This window comes from Roseivirga ehrenbergii (assembly GCF_001593005.1).
Lineage (GTDB): Bacteria > Bacteroidota > Bacteroidia > Cytophagales > Cyclobacteriaceae > Roseivirga > Roseivirga ehrenbergii.
In genome coordinates, this window is sequence record NZ_LQZQ01000045.1 from 784,844 (window position 1) to 802,311 (window position 17,468).

Annotated in this window: 16 protein-coding genes; 5 read left to right on the plus strand and 11 right to left on the minus strand. The window is 39.8% G+C overall.

Annotated features, from left to right (window positions below):
- Positions 1 to 8 precede the first annotated feature (8 nt).
- The 4 genes from MB14_RS13680 to MB14_RS13695 all read left to right on the plus strand — a co-directional run bounded on the left by MB14_RS13680 (position 9) and on the right by MB14_RS13695 (position 3,458).
- The gene (locus MB14_RS13680) at positions 9 to 245 is read left to right on the plus strand and encodes a NifU family protein (protein ID WP_062592482.1); all 237 of its coding nucleotides are present in this window, start codon (positions 9 to 11) and stop codon (positions 243 to 245) included.
- 211 nt (positions 246 to 456) lie between these two features.
- The gene (locus tag MB14_RS13685) at positions 457 to 1,266 is read left to right on the plus strand and encodes a PASTA domain-containing protein (protein ID WP_062592484.1); all 810 of its coding nucleotides are present in this window, start codon (positions 457 to 459) and stop codon (positions 1,264 to 1,266) included.
- Positions 1,267 to 1,320: 54 nt separating this feature from the next.
- Positions 1,321 to 3,153, plus strand: a complete 1,833-nt coding sequence (locus MB14_RS13690) for a T9SS type A sorting domain-containing protein (RefSeq protein ID WP_172796114.1) — start codon at positions 1,321 to 1,323, stop codon at positions 3,151 to 3,153.
- Between the two features lie 2 nt (positions 3,154 to 3,155).
- A complete protein-coding gene (locus MB14_RS13695; protein WP_062592488.1) occupies positions 3,156 to 3,458 on the plus strand; it encodes a rhodanese-like domain-containing protein in 303 nt (100 codons plus the stop codon).
- 178 nt (positions 3,459 to 3,636) lie between these two features.
- Here the strand turns inward: MB14_RS13695 and MB14_RS13700 are convergent, their stop codons facing one another.
- On the minus strand, positions 3,637 to 4,431 hold the full coding sequence (locus MB14_RS13700) for a TspO-related membrane protein (protein WP_062592490.1): 795 nt from the start codon (positions 4,429 to 4,431) through the stop codon (positions 3,637 to 3,639).
- 271 nt (positions 4,432 to 4,702) lie between these two features.
- Here MB14_RS13700 and MB14_RS13705 point away from each other — a divergent pair, with 271 nt between their 5' ends.
- Positions 4,703 to 5,410: a hypothetical protein gene (locus MB14_RS13705; RefSeq protein WP_132643978.1), complete on the plus strand. Its 708-nt coding sequence runs from the start codon at positions 4,703 to 4,705 to the stop codon at positions 5,408 to 5,410.
- A 14-nt stretch (positions 5,411 to 5,424) separates the two neighbouring features.
- On the opposite strand, the gene MB14_RS13710 is transcribed toward MB14_RS13705, so the two are convergent.
- The 10 genes from MB14_RS13710 to MB14_RS13755 form a co-directional block, all read right to left on the minus strand.
- Positions 5,425 to 6,507: an o-succinylbenzoate synthase gene (locus MB14_RS13710; RefSeq protein WP_062592494.1), complete on the minus strand. Its 1,083-nt coding sequence runs from the start codon at positions 6,505 to 6,507 to the stop codon at positions 5,425 to 5,427.
- A gap of 2 nt (positions 6,508 to 6,509) precedes the next feature.
- The gene (locus MB14_RS13715) at positions 6,510 to 7,091 is read right to left on the minus strand and encodes a riboflavin synthase (RefSeq protein ID WP_062592496.1); all 582 of its coding nucleotides are present in this window, start codon (positions 7,089 to 7,091) and stop codon (positions 6,510 to 6,512) included.
- Positions 7,092 to 7,102: 11 nt separating this feature from the next.
- Positions 7,103 to 7,666 carry a 1-acyl-sn-glycerol-3-phosphate acyltransferase gene (locus MB14_RS13720; RefSeq protein ID WP_062592497.1) on the minus strand — a complete coding sequence of 188 codons (564 nt, stop codon included), beginning with the start codon at positions 7,664 to 7,666 and terminating at the stop codon, positions 7,103 to 7,105.
- Positions 7,663 to 8,472 (minus strand): patatin-like phospholipase family protein, encoded by an 810-nt coding sequence (locus tag MB14_RS13725; protein WP_062592499.1) that lies wholly within the window; start codon positions 8,470 to 8,472, stop codon positions 7,663 to 7,665. Before MB14_RS13725 ends, MB14_RS13720 begins: the two co-directional genes overlap by 4 nt.
- A 1-nt stretch (position 8,473) precedes the next feature.
- Positions 8,474 to 9,322 carry an MBL fold metallo-hydrolase gene (locus MB14_RS13730; RefSeq protein WP_053224872.1) on the minus strand — a complete coding sequence of 283 codons (849 nt, stop codon included), beginning with the start codon at positions 9,320 to 9,322 and terminating at the stop codon, positions 8,474 to 8,476.
- A gap of 129 nt (positions 9,323 to 9,451) precedes the next feature.
- Positions 9,452 to 9,808: a hypothetical protein gene (locus MB14_RS13735; protein WP_062592501.1), complete on the minus strand. Its 357-nt coding sequence runs from the start codon at positions 9,806 to 9,808 to the stop codon at positions 9,452 to 9,454.
- A gap of 25 nt (positions 9,809 to 9,833) precedes the next feature.
- On the minus strand, positions 9,834 to 10,985 hold the full coding sequence (gene argE, locus MB14_RS13740; protein WP_062592774.1) for an acetylornithine deacetylase: 1,152 nt from the start codon (positions 10,983 to 10,985) through the stop codon (positions 9,834 to 9,836).
- An 84-nt stretch (positions 10,986 to 11,069) separates the two neighbouring features.
- On the minus strand, positions 11,070 to 12,464 hold the full coding sequence (locus MB14_RS13745; RefSeq protein ID WP_062592503.1) for a YfcC family protein: 1,395 nt from the start codon (positions 12,462 to 12,464) through the stop codon (positions 11,070 to 11,072).
- A gap of 248 nt (positions 12,465 to 12,712) precedes the next feature.
- Complete coding sequence (locus MB14_RS13750) at positions 12,713 to 15,715, minus strand: WD40/YVTN/BNR-like repeat-containing protein (protein ID WP_062592504.1); 3,003 nt, start codon at positions 15,713 to 15,715, stop codon at positions 12,713 to 12,715.
- Positions 15,716 to 15,907: 192 nt separating this feature from the next.
- Positions 15,908 to 17,461: a PorP/SprF family type IX secretion system membrane protein gene (locus MB14_RS13755; protein WP_062592506.1), complete on the minus strand. Its 1,554-nt coding sequence runs from the start codon at positions 17,459 to 17,461 to the stop codon at positions 15,908 to 15,910.
- Positions 17,462 to 17,468 lie beyond the last annotated feature (7 nt).

Below are 17,468 nucleotides of genomic sequence, written 5' to 3' on the forward strand. Positions count from 1 at the left end.
TTATACCTATGAAACAAAGAGTTGAAGCAGCTTTAGAGAAGATCAGGCCATTTCTTTTGGCTGATGGTGGTGATGTGAAAGTGCTTGAGATCACAGACGACATGATTGTAAAGCTTGAATTACTTGGGGCTTGCGAAAGTTGCCCAATGTCGCATATGACGATGAAAGCTGGAATTGAAGAGGCAATAAAAAGAGATATCCCAGAAATAAAGGGCGTAGTTGCTATAAATGCAGCAACGGTATAGTTTTCTCAACCAACACCTAATAAATGGGCATAGTGTAAAAGCATTATGCCTTTTTTGATTTTTTGGCCAATGGTAAAGCTCAATAAAAAATAACTTGTTGTGTTCATGCTATTATTAAACATTTGACCGTTTTCTTAATTGATTATCTTTGCGGACGAAGTAACCTAGGAACCATTGCATTTTTAACCTACTTCAACCAATATCAAACCTTATGAGTGACAAATCTTTTACGTTTAGCAGATTTTTGAAGAATGTATTGATCATGGCCGGTATCGGAATCGTTTTCGTGCTGTTCTTTTTCTATATCTACCTTCCTTCTTCTACCAATCACAACGAAACTATTACTGTGCCTGAACTGATTGGCTTGACCTATGAAGATTTAGACGAGTTTGTAATCAAAAGAGACTTGAGGTATGAAATTGTAGAAGACTCAGGTTATTCAGAATCGGCCGCTCCGCTTTCTATACTTAGCCAAAACCCAAAGCCTGGTTCGAAAGTAAAAATGAACCGCAAAATATATATCGCACTGAACGCTAAGGTTCCACCAAAAGTAAAAATGCCAAACCTTATTAATACTGATGTTCAAAACGCTGAAGACATTTTAAATACCAATGGTTTAAAACTCGGTTCATTAACCTACGAACCGAACCTTGCAAATAACGCAGTATTGGCACAAACACTAGATGGAAAACCTATAGAAGCAGGAACCTCTATTTTCAAAGGCTCTTCTATTGATTTAGTAATTGGCGATGGCGAAGGCATGCAGCGTTTTCTTGCTCCCAACTTTATTGGAAAAACTTTAGAAGACGTAAAGTTTCAGATTAATGCATCAAAACTTAAACTCGATGTAATCAACTTTATTCAGGTAGACAGCGTAGCTGAAAACACCGTATATAAGCAATTGCCTCCAGCCGGAAGTATGATCAGATCGGGAAGTTTGGTAGAAATATGGGTCAACAGCAAGGAAACTAATGGTGAAGAGCCAGAAGATTCACCAGAGGGAGATGTTAAAATGCAATAATAGTTAGTGAAGAAACTACTGGTCATATCGTTCGTTTTTTTTGCCATGCAAACCATGGCTCAGATTACCGAGCTACCCCTACCTATTAAAGCTAAACCAAAAAGCAGCAATAACCTTGTTTCAGCAGCGGCAGGACTTAACCAAACCCAAGCCAGTTTAACCCTGCCTTTTTGGGATGATTTTTCACAAGCGAATACTTCTCCTAACCCTGCCTTATGGAAATCGGGAGAGAACGTGCGTATTAGTAGCTCAATTGGTAAATCTGCACCTACTTTAAATGTTGCTGTATTTGATGGTGTTGATGCCACAGGAAGACCATACAACGCGACCAGTTTGCTAAATGGCGCGACAGACAGTCTGGTCTCTCAGCCCATTGACTTAAGTACTTTACCCGTAAATCAAGCCGATTCGGTTTACATCAGTTTCTTTTGGCAGGCCACAGGAAACGGAGAATTACCTGATAGGCAAGACTCACTGGTGCTTCAATTCAGAAAGCCCAATGGCAGCTGGCAAAGTGCATGGCGGCAGATTGGAGGCATTGACAATCAATCAGAAGAATTTAACCAAGTAGTTTTAAAAGTTGATTCCGAGTTTTTCTATGATGGCTTCCAATTTCGTTTCAAATCATTTACTCGTTTAGCAGGGGCATACGATACTTGGTTGGTAGATTATATTTATCTAAACGATAGCAGATATGAAGGTGACGTGGCTCATGTAGACCGTGCACTCACAAGAAAACCATCGTTTTTGATTGCCCCATATTCTGCTATGCCTACCGAGCAATTCTTTGCTAACCCAACAAAATACTTATCCGAAACCAATACGGAGTTCTACAATCTCAACGACTTCTTTCAACCCATTCAATTCACTACAACTGTAAAAGACCTTGGCACAGGAAACCAATTGGAGGTATTGAACAATGAAAGTGTAGCCAACCCTCCACCAGGACCTTATGCTCGAAGAACTTTCACTTCGCCAATACTCTCTATGGCCAACATTGACACTGATGCAGACTCACTTTGGCTGGAAACCACCTATTATATTAAATCAGGAGATAATTTCTATGTGGAAAATATTTCGAATACGAACGATACCACATTCAGTACCAACCTTGATTACCGTGTAAACGACACAGTTAGGGTGGTAACTAAGATTGATGATTTCTTTGCATACGATGATGACGATGCAGATTTCGCTGCTGGAATTAACCAAAATGGGGGCAAACTTGCCTATGAGTTTTATGCCGAAGAAAGGGCTTTGCTTACTCATATCGATATCAATTTTCCATTTATCCAGCAAGCTGGTGAGCCTATTGAGCTGTTTGTTTGGACGAATATTGAAGAAGAAGGCAGATCTGAAGAAATACTGTTTCAAGATTCCTACAGTGTTTTACGCCCTACTTCCATTGGCGCAATGACCACCTATGAATTGGACACGCCCGTTTTTGTTCAAGACACTTTTTTCATTGGTTTTCAGCAAGCTACAAATGAGTTTCTAGCTGTGGGGCTTGATAAAAATCAAGATTCAGGAGACAAAATGTTTTACAATGTTGATGGCACATGGAGAAAAAACGAAAATGTAAAAGGCAGCTTCCTTATGCGTCCTAGGTTTGACACATCCGTTGCTTCAACTTTTGTACCCGGTAAAGTAGCTCCAGAAGTTCGCTTGGAGGTATACCCAAACCCTAGTGAAGGTGAGTTTAACATTAAAGGCCAAGTTGAGCATATCCGGCTTTTCGATAGCTGGGGAAAGGAAGCACAGTTTTCCGTAGAAGAAACGGAAACTGGCCTAAAAGTTCTTTTCGGAAAAAATCAAAAAGGCATATATTTGCTCCACGTTAAAAAAGAAGGTAAAATCATCACAAAAAGGTTGATTCTAAACCACTGACCATGGCTGACATTACGGTAAAAGAACTCAAAGAAATAATGCTCAACGGAGAAGTTAAAAACTTTATTGATGTTAGAGAAGAGTGGGAATATGACGAAGATAACCTAGGCGCCAAATTAATTCCCCTTGGTGATATTCCTCACAGAGTTGCTGAAATTGAAGACCTAAAAGAATCTGAACTTATCATCCACTGTAAGTCAGGTGCAAGGGCAGGCCGAGCTCAGAAATACCTTATTTCTAGAGGCTTCACCAATGTAAGAAACCTCGTTGGCGGTATTGAGGCTTTCAGAGCCGATCAAGACTAGTACAAAGCCCAAATTACCGTTTATTCAACGCGTCATTCCTAAAGATTTCGCGCAGGGATTCCTTTTTCAGGTGACCGCAGGAATCCTTCGGTTCAAACCCACTCATCCTCGTTACTACCTTAAATCCGCAGGTCACCATTATTCATTGACACTTTGTCGAAATTTATCCTTTGGGTGGTCAGTTAGACGAAACTTGAGGCTGCTTTTTAAATGGATTGGTTTTACGGTTTTTATAGCCATGAACACTTACTACAATTAACAGGATAACCACCCAGAAAACGGATGTCCATTGCAATAATGGTATTTCATTCCAATGCCGGACGGCAATGGCGGTAATAGCCCATACGCCCACCAAAGCAAACTCACGCATATTTCTGGTGTAAATCATAAAAAGATTTAGAAGCCCAGCAATACTTATCATTATCACTGCCCATTGCTCGGCAGAAAAAAACACTTCCCATTCTATCTTACCCAAATAGGCCGCAATATTGGCGATGGTTGCTACGGCTATCCAGCCACTATAAGCGCAAATTGGCCACCAAACCGTTGCTATTACTTTTAAAGGTGCGTCCCATCGTTCCATGTTCAACCTAAGAATCATCTGAATTAGTGAAAACAGAATTACAAGCATTACGATTACGCTGATCCCCGTTTGTTCATTCAACCAAAACCACAACCAAGCAGCGTTACCAACATTCGCAATAATTAACCAAGGCCCTATTTGAAGAATACTTTCACTGTGTTTCGCATTTGAAAAGGCCAATTTGACTTGGTTTACCCCTAATACAATCAAACCAATGAAAATAATACCCCAAATAGAAAACGCATAGCCTGCTGGTGTAAAAAGATTGAAATACTCACTACTTAGTTCGCCTACGGTTTTACCATTTACGCCTCTGGTATTACTCCAATAGTTCCAAAAAATTACTGCAAGTATTACCAGCAGGTTGAGTACAGCATAAAGTTTTTTCATCACAAGTATTTATCAATTGTATCGGGTTAACAAATAATATGGCGCTTGTGTTTAAAGCTAGAATAAACTTGATGACTTGCCATTATATTGTTCTGACTGTTTCAGCTTTGGTCATACCTTGATTGGCGGTTTTGTCTATACTTTCTCTTTTTATTCTAGTGGGAAAAGTCAAAAATAAAAACTACCAAACAGAGGTCTTATTTTTAAATAATTATAATCAATATGCTTTGATTATAATTTTCTAGCACTGATATTCAAAACGCAATCATTGATGTGCTCATTACTTGAGTATTTAAACTATAAAACGAATATGAAACTCTCGCTTTCCCTACTCCTATTAATCATTTCGCTTTCCGCAACCGCTCAAACTTGGGCAGTAACTCAAAAGGGCGATACCATATACATTTATGACGATGGAACTTGGAGCTTTGACAGGGACGACAGACCTCAAGAAATAGGCATTCTAGATTATCTCAAAACATCGTTTAAATATGATACCCTTTCAACCCCTTATTCTGTTTCACCAAATGCTAAAAAGAACATAACGAGCAAATACGGTTTTTTTGAAGTGTTTTACGATGAAAATGTTTGGAGAAGAGTGCCACCTGCCCAGCTTAATGATGAAGCAGAATTCGCTTTTATGGGAAAAGACAATGACATTTATGTAGCTATTCTATCTGAAGAGATAGAAATTGGACTTGATAATATTTATAAGATTGCCAAAAACAACATCGAAGAAAACTTAAACACTGAGGTCGACATCCTTAAATCTGAAATAAGAAACGTGAATGGTTCTGATTTAATACGAGGAGTAATGAGTTTCGATTTGAACGGATTAGACTTAGTTTTTGATTCTTATTACTACTCTGATGAAAGAGGAACCGTTCAGTTTACTACATGGACAGCCACCAATTTGCACGCAAAGTATGAAACCAAAATTCTCGAGTTATTAAATGGAATTGTAATTAAGAAGAAATAGAGTCGCTTTTTAGATTACTTTAGGAAGATATCCCAACCCTTTACCTTATTATAAAGCAGCTCGCCTTTTCTGATTTCTAAGGGAGAACCTATGTTATTATGATAGAGTTGGCCTGTACCTAAACCTTGCGGTAAGATGGATTGGTACTGAGCAGTAAATTGCGCAATGGCATTTAAACCAATATTTGCTTCAAGCATAGAGGTCATCCACCAGCCAATATTTAGGCTTTCGGCTATTTCAATCCATTCTTGGCAAGAAAGAATACCACCCAATAAAGCGGGTTTTAAAATGATATACTGGGGTTGAATGCGTTCTAAAAGCCTTCTTTTATCTTCTTTGGCATTTACACCAATAAGCTCTTCATCTAAAGCAATATCCAAGGGACTTTCATCACAAAGCCTTTTCATGAGCTCATATTGATGAGGCTTTACAGGTTGTTCAATCGAGTGGATTTCCAAAGCAGCCAATTCCTCCAACTTATGCATCGCATCAGCCTCGGTGAAAGCACCATTGGCATCTACTCTTAATGTTATGTCATTGGCAGAATACTGTTCTCTAATACCTTCTAATAAAGCCAATTCAGTAGCAAAGTCAATCGCTCCTATTTTTAATTTGATGGTATTATAGCCGTCCCTCAGCTTTTCATCAATTTGCTTTTGCATAAAGGACTTCTCTCCCATCCAAATCAAACCATTGATAGGAATTCGGGTTTTTCCCTGCGCAAATGGAGTATCAAAAATAATTCGTTTGCCTCCATTATGCAGATCGAGCAAGGCAGTTTCTAAGCCAAAGCGAATGGAAGGTTTTTCAGTTGGTGTATTGGCGGAAATGAACTCAAGCAGTTCTCCAGCTTCTTCGGGAAAATCTAACTCCGAAAGGGTATTCAGCAAAGTTTGAAGTTCGGTTTCGTAGTTAGGGCTATAGTCTATGCTCAAACCTTTAAGCGGACTGGCTTCGCCCCAACCTACGCAGTCAGGATTTTCCTTTTCCCAAACCTTGATGAACCAAGTTTCCTTTTCGGTAAATGAACCCCGGCTGGTACCAGCTTCGAAGCGAAACTTTAAAAGGTGCGGAATAACTTCAAACTGTAAACGCATTACTATCCTAATAAGCGCTTGACGTACTTTCCTATAATGTCGAACTCAAGGTTTACCTTGTCACCCGCCTTCAATTGGTGGAAACAAGTATGTTTGTAGGTATATGGAATAATGGCCACTCTAAAGCTTCCTTCTTCTGAATTGAAACAGGTCAAACTTGTGCCATTCACACAGATAGAGCCTTTTTCTACGGTAACATTCCCTAAACTAGGGTCATACTCAAAATCGAAAAGCCAGCTTCCATCCTGTTCCTGCACTTGGGTAACTGTACCAATTTGATCCACATGCCCCTGCACTACATGCCCATCAAAACGGCCATTAGCCACCATACAGCGCTCTAAATTGACAACCGTTCCTGTTTTCCAGCTGGCCAAGTTTGTCTTTTGAAGTGTTTCATCAATGGCGGTTACCACATGAATACCGTCCTTCACCTCTACTACGGTTAGGCAAACACCATTGTGTGCTACACTTTGGTCTATTTTTAATTCACCACTCAGACTACTTTCTACAGAAAAATGAGCGTTGGTGCCCTCTTTTTCAACCTTAGTAATATTGCCTGTAGTTTCTATAATTCCTGTAAACATTGCTTTCTATTCTATTTTACACCTAGCTCTGGGTATTTACCTGTTTTGGTACGGTAAAATGTCTTCATTTTTTCAATATCCTCTTCCACATTTCCCGAAGGGTAAATGGTTGGTCCAATACCGGCTATTTTATGCTTGTAATCTAAAAAGCCCAAAACGATTGGTACTCCACCTTTAATTGCGGTATAGTAAAAACCGGTTCTCCATTCGGGAACATATTTTCTGGTTCCTTCTGGCGTAACCATAACCGCCAACTCATCTCGGCTTTGAAACAAACCAGCCATAGCGTCTACTGTGCTCTGGCGTTTTTCTCCTGGCTTTTTAGGAGAACGGTCTATTGGTATGGCGCCCATACTTTTGAGCATCCAGCCCAGCGGCCCCACCATAAATTCCTTTTTAATAGTGTAATTCAATGGTACTTCCAACAAATAGAAAGCAGCCCTAGCATATACAAAATCCCAATTGCTTGTATGTGGTGCTGCCGTAATTACCACCTTCTTTACTCCTTCAGGAAATTTCCCTTCAAGCTTCCAGCCCGTAATCCAAAACAAAAACCTAGAGAGTAATTTCATCATGAGGCAGTAGTTGAAGTTTGTGTTTTGGCCTTGGTTAAGAGTTTAATTACAACAGGGTCGTCTTGATGAGTATCAAAATAGTGATAAGCCGATTCGTAACCAATCTTATAAATTTCGTGCGCTTTCTTCATATCAAAAGTAGAGTATTTTCTTAATGAAGTGGGTTCAATCAGAATATCACAATGCTCTTTACTTGCCGACACATTGGCGTTTATGCCTACCATTGAAATTCTTTCAATCATACGCTTTGGGCCTCCCAACTCATTTTCGCGAATGACTGGCGCTACGCTTACTCCAATCACGATATCACAAGTGGAACGTAAAACCTCAGCAGGCAAATTATTTACAATTCCTCCATCTACATAAGCTTCATCTCCAATTCTTACGGGATCGAAAATAAAGGGAATACAGCTAGATGCCATCATGGCTCTTACCAACGGGCCTGTTGAAAACACATGTTTTCTGCCTTCATTTAAGTTGGTAGCAATTATTTGTAAAGGAATTTGAGCATTATCGAAGGTGTCTTCTTTAAAGAATTTCTTAAAAACATCTTCACTTTTACTCATATTGATCAGGCCAGAAAGACTAAAAGCAGGCCAGATAATCTTAAAAAGATTAGTTTTAGAAATCAGTTCCAAAGCCTCAGTAGGCTTATAACCATGGGCATAAAAAGCGCCAGCAATAGAGCCCGCACTGGTGCCTGAAACTGCATTAATCTCTATACCGAGTTCATCTAAGGCTTGTAAAACACCAAAGTGGGCAAATCCTCGAGCACCTCCGCCCGATAAAGCAATTCCTGTTTTCATTTTATAATACTTCTGACAATGGAAAAGTACGATCTAATCTTACTCCTTTTTCCGTGTTTTTGACAGTACAACACTCGTTCACTGAATCGTGTTCAAGAAAAAGGATGTATTCGTTATCGGCCGCTTCTTTCAAGAATTTCTCCTTTTCTGAAAGTGTGAGCAACGGACGCGTATCATAACCCATAACATAAGGTAATGGAATATGGCCAGTAGATGGCAGCAAATCAGCCATAAAAACAATGGTTTTGTCTTTATACTTGATTTTAGGAATCATCTGCTTGTCGGTATGGCCATCGGCAAAGAAAATATCGAACTGAGAAAAGGGAGATTTTCCATCCAAAGGAACCTGATTCAAATGTCCGCTTTCTTGAATGGGCAGAATGTTTTCTTTTAGAAATGAAGCCTTCTCACGTGCATTAGGTTCAGTAGCCCATTTCCAATGATCAGCATTGCTCCAATATTTTGCGTTAGGAAAATGCAATTGAAGCTTATCCTTGTTGTCACCCACATAATCAACTCCACCACCGCAGTGATCGAAGTGCAAATGGGTTTGAAACATGTCAGTCACATCATTGGGTGAAAAACCAGCTTTCTTTAATGAGCTGTCTAAACTGGCATCTCCGTGTAAATAATAATGGCTGAAAAACTTTGCGTCTTGTTTGTTACCAATACCATTGTCAATCAAAATCAGTTGATTTCCATCTTCAATTAAAAGGCAACGCATGGCCCAAGTGCACATATTATTTTCGTCCGCTTCGTTGGTTCTTGTCCAAAGCGATTTGGGCACAACACCAAACATGGCACCACCGTCAAGTTTAAAAAAGCCTGTATCTATAACGTGTAATTTCATAAGCAATGGATTTCAATTCAAGCAGGGCGCTCATGTACCTGCGATTTACTGCAAGGTCGTTTAATTCAAATATTTGCCCAAATGGAATGATAAATTTAAGCTAGCTCCGATGGGACTGGTTGGTATAAGTCATTTTGGAATATATACCTTCATTTCAACAATACTGCCCTTATTTAAAAATGTATCTTCTAATGTCAATTTAAGAGTGTCACCAGAACCAAACTCATAACTATTAAGTACATCAAACCTCTCAAAAACGGCCAAAGAGCTTTCTCCAGATACTTCTTTCAACATTACTACAATGGATCTTTCAATAGTAGCATTTGATGGAGAATAGTAAATTCTGATTGTTTTACCTTCATGATTTAGTTCCTCTAGTAACACCGATTCATTTTCAAACAATTCAAAATTAGCCAAGAAAATCAACGCAATTACCACTCCTGTGAAAAACAAAATGGAAAGCCATTTCACAACTTTATGAACCATTTCAAAAGATTAAAAGTGAAAATCTCTAACTCAACTTCTCTATCAATTTATCCATAAACTCCATACCCTGGATCAGTTGGTCTTTATGAATAAACTCGTTCGCACGGTGGGCCTGAGCGATATCACCCGGGCCACAGATTACGGCCTGAAAACCACCTTCTGCAAACTGGCCTGCCTCGGCAGCGTAGGACACTGCATCCAGTTTGGGGTTTCTCACCAAATCTTTCACTAAAGCCACAACCTCTTGATCATTAGCAGTATTTAAGCCCGGCACAGCTGGATGCACATTGCTGGTCGAGATTTTAAAATCAGGGTGAATTTTTCTTAACTCAGCCTCTCGCTGCCTACAATAGAGATCGAATTCCGCTTTGATTTCTTGTGGTGTTTCCGATGGAATGGTGCGCACATCCCAACTGAATTTACATTCTTGGGCAATTACATTGGGAGCAATTCCACCCTTCACCATTCCAATATGAATTGAAGTGTGATTAGGAGTAAAACGATCATCGGTCCTTCCTGCTTCAATCAGTGAATTCATTTTGTTTTCGAGCCAAAGGATTAAACGCATGGCTTCGTGAATGGCGCTTACTTCTTGCTTAATTCGGCTACTATGGCCTTCAGAACCGCTCACGGTAGTTTCAAAAATACAGATGCCTTTTTGCCCTGTTACTGGTCGCATCATGGTCGGTTCTCCAATAATGGCGAACTTAGGTTTTACTTTGTAATGGACGTTGATGGCTTTCACCAAATCGGGAGCGCCTAAGCAGCCAATTTCTTCATCGTATGAAAAGGCAAAGTAAATTGGTGCCTTTAAGTCGGCCTTAAGCATAGCAGGTAAAGCAGCTAAACAGCAAGCCACAAAGCCCTTCATATCGCATGAACCACGACTGTACAGTTTACCATCTTCCTTGTCAGTCAATACCCATGGATCGGTATCCCAAGCTTGACCTTTTACGGGCACAACATCCATATGCCCAGAGAGAATCACTCCACCTTCCACTTCTGAGCCAATGCGGCAATGGAGGTTCGCTTTGGTTCCGTCTTCATTTGGCACACGGTGATGTTCTACCCCATGTTTATCGAGGTACTCTTCAATCCAACTTAAAATAGAAAGATTGCTTTCGCCCCCTAATACCGGGAATGAAACGAGTTTGGTTAGTATTTCTTCTACGGTCATAATTTGGTCGTTAGTCACTTGTCATTGGTCATGGGTATATGAGCTTCTCAATACTCAATACCTAATACTCACTTATCCTATACCTTAAAAAGGTCCCCAGTCGATGCTCACACTGAAGAGCAAAAATAGCCATGAAACCACCAGAATCACACCCACAACAGGCATAATAAATCTGAGCCAGCGGTCAAAGGAAATTCGGCACATGGCGAGCATGGCAATTAAACCACCCAAAGTTGGATTGAAAAGGTTGGTTACTCCATCGCCTATTTGAAAAGCGAGAATAGTGGTTTGCCGGGTTAAGCCTAAAACATCCCCCAGTGGAATCATAATGGGTAAAGTGGCAAAGGCTTGTCCACTGCCCGAAGGAATTAAGAAATTGATACCGCACTGCGCCAAAGACATGGAGACAGCAGAAGCATAAGTGGGTAAGTCACGAAGCGTTTCAGCCAAATTGAAAGCGATGGTATCGGAGATATTGCCCATTTCCATGGCTACCTTAATGGAAGTCGCTAAACCCACCATAAAAGCTCCCGGAGCGACTACGGCTACGGAAGATAAAACGGTCTCTCCTATTTCTGTCCCTGACATTCGGGCAGCAAGTGCCGCCACGATGGAGATAATAATGAACATGGCGCTGATTTCGGTAAGGTACCAACCATGGGTGAATACGCCATAAAGCATCACCACCAAACCACCAACGAAAATGATTAACATTAACCAATCTTTGCCTGTCATTCCATAAGTATCCAGTGGTTTAGAAAGTTGAAAACCTTTCGTGTCTAGCCCAATGGAAAGGCTCTTTTCTGGATTCTTTAATGTTTTTCTGAAGTAACGAACATTGACATAAGCCAAAGCGCTAAGCGCTACAAAACAAAGCACGGAACGTAAGAGCCAACCCGAAAACATGGGCATTTCAGCCAAAGAATGACCAGTACCAACGGTGTACGGATTGACAGGCGAAAGACCAAAACCCACCGTAACTCCTCCTACGGCAATTCCTGCAGCCAACATTAAATCTCCACCTAAAGCCAAGCTGGCAATGGCCGCAATCGGAATCATGGCGATGTTATTTTCATAACCTACAAAAACACCCAATGCCCCAAAAAGGTAGGTCATTATTACAACCAGCAGTATTCTTCTTTCGAAGCCCATTTTCTTAACGAAAGTACCGACTGCGTTTTCGATCATTCCAGTCTTTTCCAAAACCCCGAACATAATACCGCTGGAAAGCACAACAAAAATGATAAGAATGGCAGAAGAGAAACCGCCTGGAATGGCCCTAAACATGTCTAGAAAAGACAAAGGTGTTGGGTCGATTTGATGATATGAGCCCGGTTCTACCATTTGGCGGCCATCTATTTCTACTCTATCGTATGTTCCGGCTGGAATAAAGTGGCTTAATAAAGTAATGAGGATCAGAATACCGAAGAGCATCACAACTGGATGTGGGATACTCGAATACCATTTCTTCTTTTCCATAGGCTATTTTGGTAGAAGCTAGCTGAATTATGGATTAGGCTTTCTATTCCATAGATAAATCACTTCAGAAGAGTCACTTAACATGAATATATTGATTCACCATAGCGGTGCTATGCCTCTTCAATATAAGCAACTCTTTCTTTGCGCTTTATCTCTTCATTACGAAACCTAATATATAAATCAGGTTAAAAAAAAAGAACCCTCCAAAAATTCGAAGCTTTTGGAGGGTTCACTTAAAAGGTTGATGTTTATTTCAATTCTTCTAAAGCTTTTTTAATTGCGTTGTATTCTGCTTTAAGCTCTTCTAAACGTTCGTAAACATCTTGTCCTGGCGCTTGGTCTGCTCTGCTCAACATACCATTTAGGTAGCCTAGCTGACTTTGAAGCATTCCCTGCATGTATGTGCCTGGAGGAGTTACAATTCTATAGTAAAGTGCTTCAAGCTTATCCTTTTTCTCTTGTTCTTTTTTACTGATTTTCTCCTTGTTCAATGAGTTATCCAAAGCTTCTCTAGCTTCAGTAACACTGATTAACAAGCGAGTAACATCCTCTGAAAAATCCTGAAGTAATAGCGCTACTCTTTCTTGTTCCTTCACATCAGCATCGGTTACCAAAGTAGCTCTCGGGTCTAAACTCAAAGTAAACTTCTCTGTTAATACCTTATCGCCTACTTTTAATTTTACAGTAAACTCACCTGTTGACACCATTGGACCAAAACCTTGGTAAGACCTTCTTGGGTTGGCATCCCAGCCACCTGCATTACGCATGTTCCAAGTGAATCGATTCAATCCTTTGTCTTTACTCAAACCAGAAGATGGAGGAGGCATAGAGAAACCAGTTGCCATATCAACTTCAAGGTTTTCAACTGGAGCTGGTCTACCACTGGTAAATGACTTCACGATTCGACCTTCTTCGTTAATAATATCCAATTGAACTTCTTCATCAGTGTCGTTCAAGTAATAGTCAATCGCTACTGCAGAGCTTGGGTATTGAGGAACACCTCTTCCTCCACGATATCTAAATCTATAAGTATCTTTTGGTTTGAATAGGAAGGCATCAGCTTTAACAGCTGCTTCCATATTGTAAAGACTAGTGATGTTATCTAAAATCCAGAAACCTCTACCCATAGTAGACATTGCTAGGTCATTCTTATAAATCTTAAGGTCTGTAATTGGTGTAACAGGAAGGTTGTTTTGGAATGTTACCCAATCCTTTCCATCATTCATAGACATAAACAAACCAAATTCAGTACCTGCAAACAGAAGCCCCTCTTTGGCCGGATCTTCTCTTACCACTCTTACTGGATGATCATTAGGAATACCTTTGGTAATTAGCTCCCAAGTTTTACCATAATCTTCTGTTTTGTAGATATACGGTCTGTAGTCATCTAATTGATATCTCAATACAGTAATAAATGCTTTTGCCGGGTTATGTGGTGAAGGTTCTACTGAATCCACACGGCCATCCTTCGGCATGTTAGGTGTTACGTTCGTCCAGTTTTTACCGCCATCGCGTGTTACATGCACAGGGCCATCATTGGCTCCAACCCAAATTAATCCAGGTTGAATTCTTGACTCCTGAATAGAATAAATCGTACTGAAATACTCTTCACCTGTAACGTCTCTTGTTATTGGTCTACCTGCAGAAACTTGCTTAGTTGGATCGAAAGCGGTTAAATCTGGAGAAATGATTTCCCAAGTTTTACCGTTATCTGAAGTTTTATGTAGGTATTGAGAACCATGATAAACTACATTGGGGTTATGCGGAGAAACGGTAATTGGCGCTACACGCTGGAACCTAAACTTTAATTTATCACCATCGTGACCATAAATATTCATGGCACCTACGCTGTACTGCATTTCTTGTCCTGTACGTTTATCGTACACTCCAAAATTTCCTTTACAGTTTGAATATACGATATCTGGATTACCTGGCTTTGGTACTGCAGGACCAGTTTCGCAACCGCCTAAGTTAAAGATTGGGAAATCGTTTGAACCTGTTGGTAAACTAGGTACAGCCAAAGTAGCATTGTCTTGCTGACCTGCATATAACCAATAAGGCTCTTGATCATCAATATCTACTTGGTATAGCTCAGCCGTTGGTTGGTTCAATTGTGTGGACCATGTTTTACCATTGTTGATGGTTACGTTTGCACCACCGTCATTTCCTTGTACCCAAATTGAAGTATCATTTGGGTTAATCCAAATGTCATGGTTATCACTGTGAGGTGTTGAAACGCTTTTCCAAGTTTTACCTCCATCAGATGACTTAATAAAACGTAATGCACTGTTATATACTACATCGGCATCTTTTGGATTAGCATAAATGTTAGTGTAGTAGAATGGTCGGTTAGTAAGATTTGAATTATCGCTTACAAACTCCCAAGATGCACCACGATCATCTGATCTGTAAAGCCCGCCTTTGTCATCTCCTGCTTCAATATTTGCATACACTCTATTTGGGTTCGCAGGTGAAACAGCAAAATCTATCTTACCGATAAGTCCATTTGGCAATCCGTTGGTTAATTTCTTCCAAGTTTCACCACCATCAGTAGACTTGTATACTCCACCTTCCATAGACCCAGAAATGATATCCCAAGGTTTTCTTTCAGCACGCCACGCACCAGCATAAATAGTGTTTGGATCATCCGGAGCAAATTCTAAATCAGAGAAACCAACACTATCAGAGTGATAAAGCACTTTATCCCAGTTCTTACCACCATCTTTGGTTCTAAAAATACCACGCTCAGTATTTCTACCAAACGCGTTACCAATAGCGGCTACAAAAACTACATCAGGATTGTTTGGATGAATTTCTACCGCACCAATTTGGCCAGTTTCTTTCAGTCCAATAAACTCCCATGTTTTACCAGCATCTGTAGATTTATACATTCCTTTACCGGTAATAACGTTCGATCTTAATCCGTCAGAACCAGTTCCTACATAAATAATATCTGGCTTCTTTTGGTATACCGAAATGGCACCAATTGAAGGGGTTGAAAAATATCCGTCCGAAATATTTTCCCATGAATTTCCATAATCATCAGTTTTCCAAACGCCTCCACCAGTAGCACCCATGTAGAAAGTAGAGGGTTGTGATTCCACACCCATAACGGCTGTTACACGGCCACCACGGTTTGGACCTACATTTCTAAATTGAAAGGCATCGAGTTGAGGGTTATCCTGCGCTTGGCCGAAATTAAAAATCAGCAAAAAAAGCGCGGAAAGGGTTAGTAATCTAGTTTTTCGCATATCCTATAATTCTTGAATGGGAAGATAATAAACTAAGGTTTAGAACCCTTCAAAAATTGGTTGACTGGTAATATGCTTATGGTTATGACATGAAAAGGGCTAATTATGCGGTTGAATGCACAGTCAATTAAAGAAAAGGCCAAACTCGGATAATTGACCTTTCTTCATTCACCAGATTATAATTTCTCTGTTTTACTTCTCTAAGCTCAATCTTACAATATGGACCCAACTATCAGAGAAATTATTTTCCTTTTTCAGTGCCAACATGGCCTCAATTGCTTTATCGAAATTTGAGAAAGCCATAATATAAACATAATCGTAGCCGCGCTTTTTACTCTTGAAAATTCCGGAATTGGGATATGCCGCTTTTAAGCTATTTAGATTTTTTACTGCCAAAGGACTATTATATGTAAATGAATTCACTACTAAAATGTAATCTCCATTCACCTGATTATCATCTACTTCCTCTTTGATTACTGATTCTCCCTCTAATAATTTACGTTCGGCCAAAGCTTTATCCTTGGCTTCTTGAGCTAAACGATCCTCTTGTTCTTGGGCTTTCCGCTGAGCTTCCAATTGCGCTAATCGCTCTGCTTCCTTTCGTTCATTAGCCTCTGCTTGTAATCGCGCCAAACCTTTGTTCTTTATTGCTGAAAGGATGTCTTCAAAAGCTTCATTTCCTTTTACTTCCCTTTCTTTCTTATTCCCCTTTTCTAATGATGATAAGTAAGCAAGCACCGCTTCCTGATCTGGAGTGCTGATGAGCTTACGCTCATAAATTTCATCTTTCTGGATCTTATCAATGATGGTAAGCGCCTCAGTTTCTAACTTAAGACTTTTCTCTTTCTTATTCTGAAAGGTGAAATGCAACCCTATTTCGTTGAACCCATCAGAAATAAAAGGCACATCGCTTTTACCAAAGTCATAATTGTAAGTAAACAACATGTTTGACTTTAATTTGACGCCAATCCCTGCTGTTGCTCCGTAGTTTTCTCTATAACCAGTACTAAGCTGAAATTTATCATTCAAATCTAGCTTAGCAGCCAAATCAAAAGTACCACCCAGTACTTCCTTATATCGCCACGTAATAGTTGGAGTGAAAACGATTTTATTTATGGAGTTAATTCGAAATGCATACCCTAATGCCGCCATGTAATCGGCTCTATTATTATCATTTAGTTCTACAAAGTCATCGTTTGAAAGGCTTTCATCTATTATATTAAGTGCAGAAAAATGAGCCAGCAATGACTTGTATTGATAAGAGAGTGAAAGGTTCATATTTAAAGCACTACCATTTCTGCCCAATAGGTTCTGAATCAATTCATCATTCAAGCTTTCAATACTAATTTTCGATTCATTTAAACGATAAAGAGAAGCTCCTATTTCAGCACCTAATGAAAGTTTATGAGCTTTTAAATTAAACGCTTTAGAAAACCCCGCAGCCAAATAAGTCTGTTTTAAAAAACCAAACTCAAAACTATGTACATTGACATTGTAGCCCCATTTATTCTTTAATGGATTGGAAAAACTCAAAGCGAATATTTCTGGTGCTCCTTCTAACCCCGACCACTGCCCTCTATACAATAAGCTTAGTTGAGGACGCTGCGAAAGCACACTTGCTGAAGCATAACCAAGTGAAGGTTGTGTAAAATACTGGTTGAACAAAGGTGCTTGTTGTGCGCTCATTGTATTGAACAACCCAAATAAACCACATGCTAACAACACGATTTTTATTCTATTCATCATCTTTGGG

Excerpts from the sequence above, each read along its gene's own strand:
- MB14_RS13750 (WP_062592504.1), bottom strand. The coding sequence starts at position 15,715 with ATGCGAAAAACTAGATTACTAACCCTTTCCGCGCTTTTTTTGCTGATT.
- argE (WP_062592774.1), bottom strand. The coding sequence starts at position 10,985 with ATGACCGTAGAAGAAATACTAACCAAACTCGTTTCATTCCCGGTATTA.
- MB14_RS13720 (WP_062592497.1), bottom strand. The coding sequence starts at position 7,666 with ATGATGAAATTACTCTCTAGGTTTTTGTTTTGGATTACGGGCTGGAAG.
- MB14_RS13735 (WP_062592501.1), bottom strand. The coding sequence starts at position 9,808 with ATGGTTCATAAAGTTGTGAAATGGCTTTCCATTTTGTTTTTCACAGGA.
- MB14_RS13745 (WP_062592503.1), bottom strand. The coding sequence starts at position 12,464 with ATGGAAAAGAAGAAATGGTATTCGAGTATCCCACATCCAGTTGTGATG.
- MB14_RS13700 (WP_062592490.1), bottom strand. The coding sequence starts at position 4,431 with ATGAAAAAACTTTATGCTGTACTCAACCTGCTGGTAATACTTGCAGTA.
- MB14_RS13680 (WP_062592482.1), top strand. The coding sequence starts at position 9 with ATGAAACAAAGAGTTGAAGCAGCTTTAGAGAAGATCAGGCCATTTCTT.
- MB14_RS13695 (WP_062592488.1), top strand. The coding sequence starts at position 3,156 with ATGGCTGACATTACGGTAAAAGAACTCAAAGAAATAATGCTCAACGGA.
- MB14_RS13710 (WP_062592494.1), bottom strand. The coding sequence starts at position 6,507 with ATGCGTTTACAGTTTGAAGTTATTCCGCACCTTTTAAAGTTTCGCTTC.
- MB14_RS13730 (WP_053224872.1), bottom strand. The coding sequence starts at position 9,322 with ATGAAATTACACGTTATAGATACAGGCTTTTTTAAACTTGACGGTGGT.
- MB14_RS13685 (WP_062592484.1), top strand. The coding sequence starts at position 457 with ATGAGTGACAAATCTTTTACGTTTAGCAGATTTTTGAAGAATGTATTG.
- MB14_RS13705 (WP_132643978.1), top strand. The coding sequence starts at position 4,703 with ATGTGCTCATTACTTGAGTATTTAAACTATAAAACGAATATGAAACTC.
- MB14_RS13715 (WP_062592496.1), bottom strand. The coding sequence starts at position 7,091 with ATGTTTACAGGAATTATAGAAACTACAGGCAATATTACTAAGGTTGAA.
- MB14_RS13725 (WP_062592499.1), bottom strand. The coding sequence starts at position 8,472 with ATGAAAACAGGAATTGCTTTATCGGGCGGAGGTGCTCGAGGATTTGCC.
- MB14_RS13755 (WP_062592506.1), bottom strand. The coding sequence starts at position 17,461 with ATGATGAATAGAATAAAAATCGTGTTGTTAGCATGTGGTTTATTTGGG.
- MB14_RS13690 (WP_172796114.1), top strand. The coding sequence starts at position 1,321 with ATGGCTCAGATTACCGAGCTACCCCTACCTATTAAAGCTAAACCAAAA.